We start from the raw sequence: 4531 nt of genomic DNA on the forward strand, positions 1-4531 counted from the left end.
CCGGCCGTGCCGGCGCCCGCCCCTCGCAACCGCCTGCGCAGCGCCCACCCCGTCGCCGCCCAGCCGGCCCACAGCGCCACCGAGTACGCCGCCGCCATGCCGGTGACCGCCCAGCGGGCGGGGAGCGCCGCGTAGGCGGCCCAGGACAGGGTCGCGTTCAGGCCGGCGATCAGGAGGTTCAGCAGGAACGGGGTGCGGGTGTCGCGCAGGGAGTAGAAGGCGCGGGTGAGCACGTACTGGCCGGAGAGGGCGATCAGGCCGGGCGCGAAGGCCATCAGGGTGGCGGCCATCGCGCGGATGTCCTGCGCGTCGGTCACGCCGTGCTGGTAGACCAGGGCGAGCAGCGGCGCCGCCAGCGCGAACAGCGCGCATGCCGCAGGGACGACCGCCGCCGCGCTGGTGCGCAGCGCGTAGCCGGCGTCCCGCCGCACCCCCGCCACGTCGCCGTCCGCCGCCGCACCGCTCATCCGCGGCATGAGCGCGGTCATCAGCGCGACGGTGACGATGCCGTGCGGCACGACCCACACCACGTACGCGTTGTTGTACGCGGCGAAGCCGACGCCGCCGTCGAACCCCAGGGCCTCGGCCCGCGACCCCGCGGCCGTCGCCAGCCGGGTGGTCACCCAGTACGCGGCCTGGTTGGTGAGGACGAGCAGCACCAGCCAGCCGGCCGATCGCAGCGGGGCCGTGAGCCCGCTGCCGCGCCAGTCGAAGCGCGGCCGCCAGCGGAACGACGCCGCGCGCAGCGCCGGTACGAGCGCCAGCGCCTGGACGGCGATGCCCGCCGTCGTGCCCCAGCCGAGCAGCGCGGTCTCGCGCGCCGAGACCGTCCCGCCGTCCGCCGTCGCGAGATACAGCGCGAACACCGCGATGACGACGACGTTGTTGAGCACCGGCGTCCACATCATCGCGCCGAACCGCCCGCGCGCGTTGAGCACTTGGCCGAGCAGCGTGAACAGCCCGAGGAAGAAGATCTGCGGCAGGCAGAACCGCGCGAACGCGACCGTCGTCGTCCGCTGCTCGCCCGTGTAGTCGGTGTACGCGTCCACGATCGCGGGCGCCGCGAGCACCGCGCCGGCCGTGAGCAGCGTCAGGGCCAGCACGCAGACCGTCAGCAGCCGGTCGGTGTACGCCGCGCCCCCGTCCTCGTGTTCCTTCGCCGCCTTGACCAGCTCCGGCACGAAGACCGCGTTGAGCGCCCCGCCGAGCAGCAGCATGTACACGATCGTCGGGACGGAGTTGCCGACCGCGTACCCGTCCGCGAGCGCCCCGATGCCGAGGGCCGCCGCGACGACGGCGGAGCGGACGAAGCCGGTGGCGCGCGAGACGACCGAACCGGCCGCCATCAGCGCGCCGCTGCGCAGCACGGACGGTGCGCGCCGTTCCCCCACGGCGGTCGTCATCGGCGGGCCAGGTACGCCTGAAAGGCGCGGTACAGCGCGTGGTTGGTCGTGCCCTGCAACGGTGTCTCCCACTCCCCCAACGTCTCGACGACCTGTCCGCCCGTGCCGAGCTTCCAGCGCAGCAGCCCGTGGGCGCGGTCGTCCGGATCAAGGGTGGAGGGTACTCCGCGCATGTCGTAGACGTCGGCCCCGGCGGCGTGCGCGTCGAGCATCATGCGCCACTGCAGGGCGTTGGACGGGCGGACCTCGCGCCGGTGGTCGGCGGACGCGCCGGTCTGGTACCAGACCCGCCGGCCGACGGTGATCATCGTGTGGGCAGCGAGGATCTCGCCCTCGTGGCGGGCGAGATAGAGCTTCATCCGGCCGGGTTCCTCGGCGTTGAGGACCGCGTACTGCCGCTCGTAGTACGCGAGGTCGCGGCCCAGCCGGAAGCCGTCGCGCTCCTCGGTGATCCGCAGCAGCCGGTAGAACTCGGGCAGGTCGGCGGCGCCGCCGACGGTGACCTCGACCCCGTGCCGACGGGACTTGCGGACGTTGCGCCGCCATTCCTGGTTGAGCCCGTTCCACAGCTCGTCGGCGCCGCGGCCGGCCAGCGGCACCTGGTAGACGAACCGGGGCTGGGCGTCGGCGCCGTCCTCCGCGTCGCCGCCGCAGCGCCGCCAGCCGCGGGCGCGGAGCCGTTCGGCGACGGCGGTGCCGAGCGGGTCGACCTCGCAGGCGAGCACGTCGGAAAGGCGTCGGCCGGGGCCGGTGAGGGTCTTGAGCCGGGCCGCGTTCCAGCGCCGGAACGCGGGCGTGGGCCCGATCCGCACGGCGAACGCGCCGACCGCGCGCACATGCCCGAGCAGCGGGACGAGCCAGCGGTCGAGGTCCGGGTCGGACCAGTCGGCGATGGGTCCCTCGGGCAGGTAGGCGAAGTACTTGCGGGTGCCGGGGAACGGGCGCAGCAGGACCAGCGCGGCGCCGGTGAGCCGCCCGTCCGCCTGCCCCCAGCCGAGGAACAGCGGCCGCCAGCCCGCCTTCACGCCGGCCCAGGAGGGGCACTGCAGGAAGCTGGGGCCGTCCGGTCCGGCGGCGCGGGACGCGACGAACGCCCGGTAGGTCTGGGCGGTGACGGGGCCGAGCCACGCTTCCCCGGCGTCGCGTGCGGGGGCCGTCACGAGCAGCGCTGACACAACGGGAGCCTCCTTGTTCCGCCCCCTCGGTCGTGGGGCGCACAGGATGCTCACAGCCGTCCTTGACGGCTCCGCGCGGCGTATGTGACCGGACGATGACCGTTCCTCTGCAGCCGCTGTCACATGGGCGTTCGGGCGGTTCCGGCGGTGTGCGGACGGCCTACAGTCCCGGCATCCCACCCTTTTCCGGAGGCTTCCGTGATGTCTGCGCGCACCCGAATACGTCCCGCTCTGGTACGTCCCGCTCTGGCGGCCGTCGCCCTGTGCTCCGTCCTGACCGCCTGCACGTCGGGGGCGAGCGGCTCGCCCCGCGACGCGGCGGACGGCAAGGCGGCCGAGCCCCCGGCGAAGGTGAGCGTGGTGACCCCGGCGGCCGGCCGGGTCGTGACCGTGACCGCGACGGGCGGCACGCTGACCGAGGTGCGGGTCGTCGATGCGAAGGGCGGGGTGCTCACGGGCAAGACCGCCTCCGGCGGCACGTCGTGGGTGTCGGAGCGGGTCGCGGCGCCGGGAGCCGCGTACCGCGTGGAGGCGACGGCCCGGACGGCGGGCGGGAAGGAGTCGACGACCCGCTCGACGTTCCGGACGCCCGCGGCGGAGCGGGTCAACCGGCTGACGCTGGCCCCCGGCAAGAACACGACGGTCGGCGTCGGCCAGCCGCTGTCGATCGTCTTCGACGGCCCCGTCACGCACAAGGCGGAGGTGGAGAAGCAGCTGAGGGTGACCACCTCGAACGCCACCGAGGGCTCCTGGGGCTGGCTCAAGGACTGGTCCGGGAAGGACAGGGCCGACTGGCGGCCGAAGGAGTACTGGCGGCCCGGCACGAAGGTCACCCTGGACGCGACGCTCAACGGCACCGATTCGGGCGGGGGTTGGTTCGTCCGCGACTACAAGACAGGTTTCATCGTCGGTGCGCGGCAGATAGTGAAGGTGGACCTGGACGCGAAGAAGTTGAGGCTGGAGCGGGACGGCAGGGTGGTCCGTACGATCCCCGTCTCCGGCGGCACGCCCGGCGGCGACAGGCGCTCGTGGCGGGGCACTGCGGTGCTCATGGCCAAGGAGGGCACGATCCGGATGAACTCCGAGACGGTCGGTCTCGGCGACGCCTACAACAAGATGGTCGCCTACTCGATGCGGCTGACCTGGTCGGGGATGTACGCGCACGCGGCCCCGTGGAACGAGGGCTACTTCGGCCGCGAGAACCACAGTTCCGGCTGCATCGGCATGAGCACCGAACAGGCCGCCTCGCTCTACGCGTCGGTCCGCGCGGGCGACCCCTTCGAGATCAAGGGCGCGGACACCAAGGGCACGGTGGCGGAGGGCAACGGGTACGGGGCGTGGAACGTGGGCTGGGAGGAGTGGAAGAAGAAGAGCGCGCTCGGCTGAGGTTCACCCCAGGGCGCGCCGCAGGTCCTTCATCTCCCACAGCAGCACCTCCGCGTCGCCCGTCGCCATCAACGCCAGGTCCCTCGCGTCCGTCGCGCGCGCCGCGTCGCCCGCGGCCAGTTCCGCGCCGTCGAGGCGGACCGTGCCGCGGACGACGTGGACGTACACGAGGTCCGCGTCCGGGACGGCGGTGCGCTCGCCCGGCTCCAGGCGGCGGACGTGCAGCATGGCCGCGGCCTCGGGGAGGGCGTACGGGGTGGAGTCGGCGATCCCGCGGACGATCTCGTACGCGGGCTCGCCGCCGGGGTCCTGCGGGGCGAGCCACATCTGCACGAAGACCAGCGGAACGTCGCCGTCGTTGCGCTCGACGTGCCGGACGCCGGCGGCGGAGCTGAGCCGCTGCACGTCGCCGGCGCGCACGACGCCCTCGTGGCCGGCCGAGTCGCGGTGCGTCAGCTCGCCCTCGACGACCCAGGTCACGATCTCGGTATGGCTGTGCGGATGCTCGTCGAACCCGGCGCCGGGGGCGAGCCGCTCCTCGTTACAGGCGAGGATCGCGCCGAAGCG

4 protein-coding genes are annotated in these 4531 nt (G+C 73.7%); 1 reads left to right on the plus strand and 3 read right to left on the minus strand.

Annotated elements, in window-relative coordinates:
- On the minus strand, positions 1–1403 hold a 1403-nt coding region (gene murJ / locus VIU94_RS41455; protein ID WP_331920308.1), incomplete at its 3' end, for a murein biosynthesis integral membrane protein MurJ.
- A complete protein-coding gene (locus VIU94_RS41460; protein WP_331920310.1) occupies positions 1400–2578 on the minus strand; it encodes a lipid II:glycine glycyltransferase FemX in 1179 nt (392 codons plus the stop codon). The genes murJ and VIU94_RS41460, both read right to left, overlap by 4 nt.
- Positions 2579–2779: 201 nt before the next feature.
- Here VIU94_RS41460 and VIU94_RS41465 point away from each other — a divergent pair, with 201 nt between their 5' ends.
- The gene (locus VIU94_RS41465) at positions 2780–3964 is read left to right on the plus strand and encodes a L,D-transpeptidase (RefSeq protein ID WP_331920312.1); all 1185 of its coding nucleotides are present in this window, start codon (positions 2780–2782) and stop codon (positions 3962–3964) included.
- Between the two features lie 3 nt (positions 3965–3967).
- Here the strand turns inward: VIU94_RS41465 and VIU94_RS41470 are convergent.
- Positions 3968–4531 (minus strand): pirin family protein (locus tag VIU94_RS41470; protein WP_331920314.1); only part of this gene is annotated, 564 nt, incomplete at its 5' end.

This window comes from Streptomyces sp. (assembly GCF_036566765.1).
In the GTDB taxonomy this organism is placed as follows: Bacteria; Actinomycetota; Actinomycetes; order Streptomycetales; family Streptomycetaceae; genus Streptomyces.

Coding starts and splice junctions, on each gene's coding strand:
- VIU94_RS41465 (WP_331920312.1), top strand. CDS start 2,780: ATGTCTGCGCGCACCCGAATACGTCCCGCTCTGGTACGTCCCGCTCTG.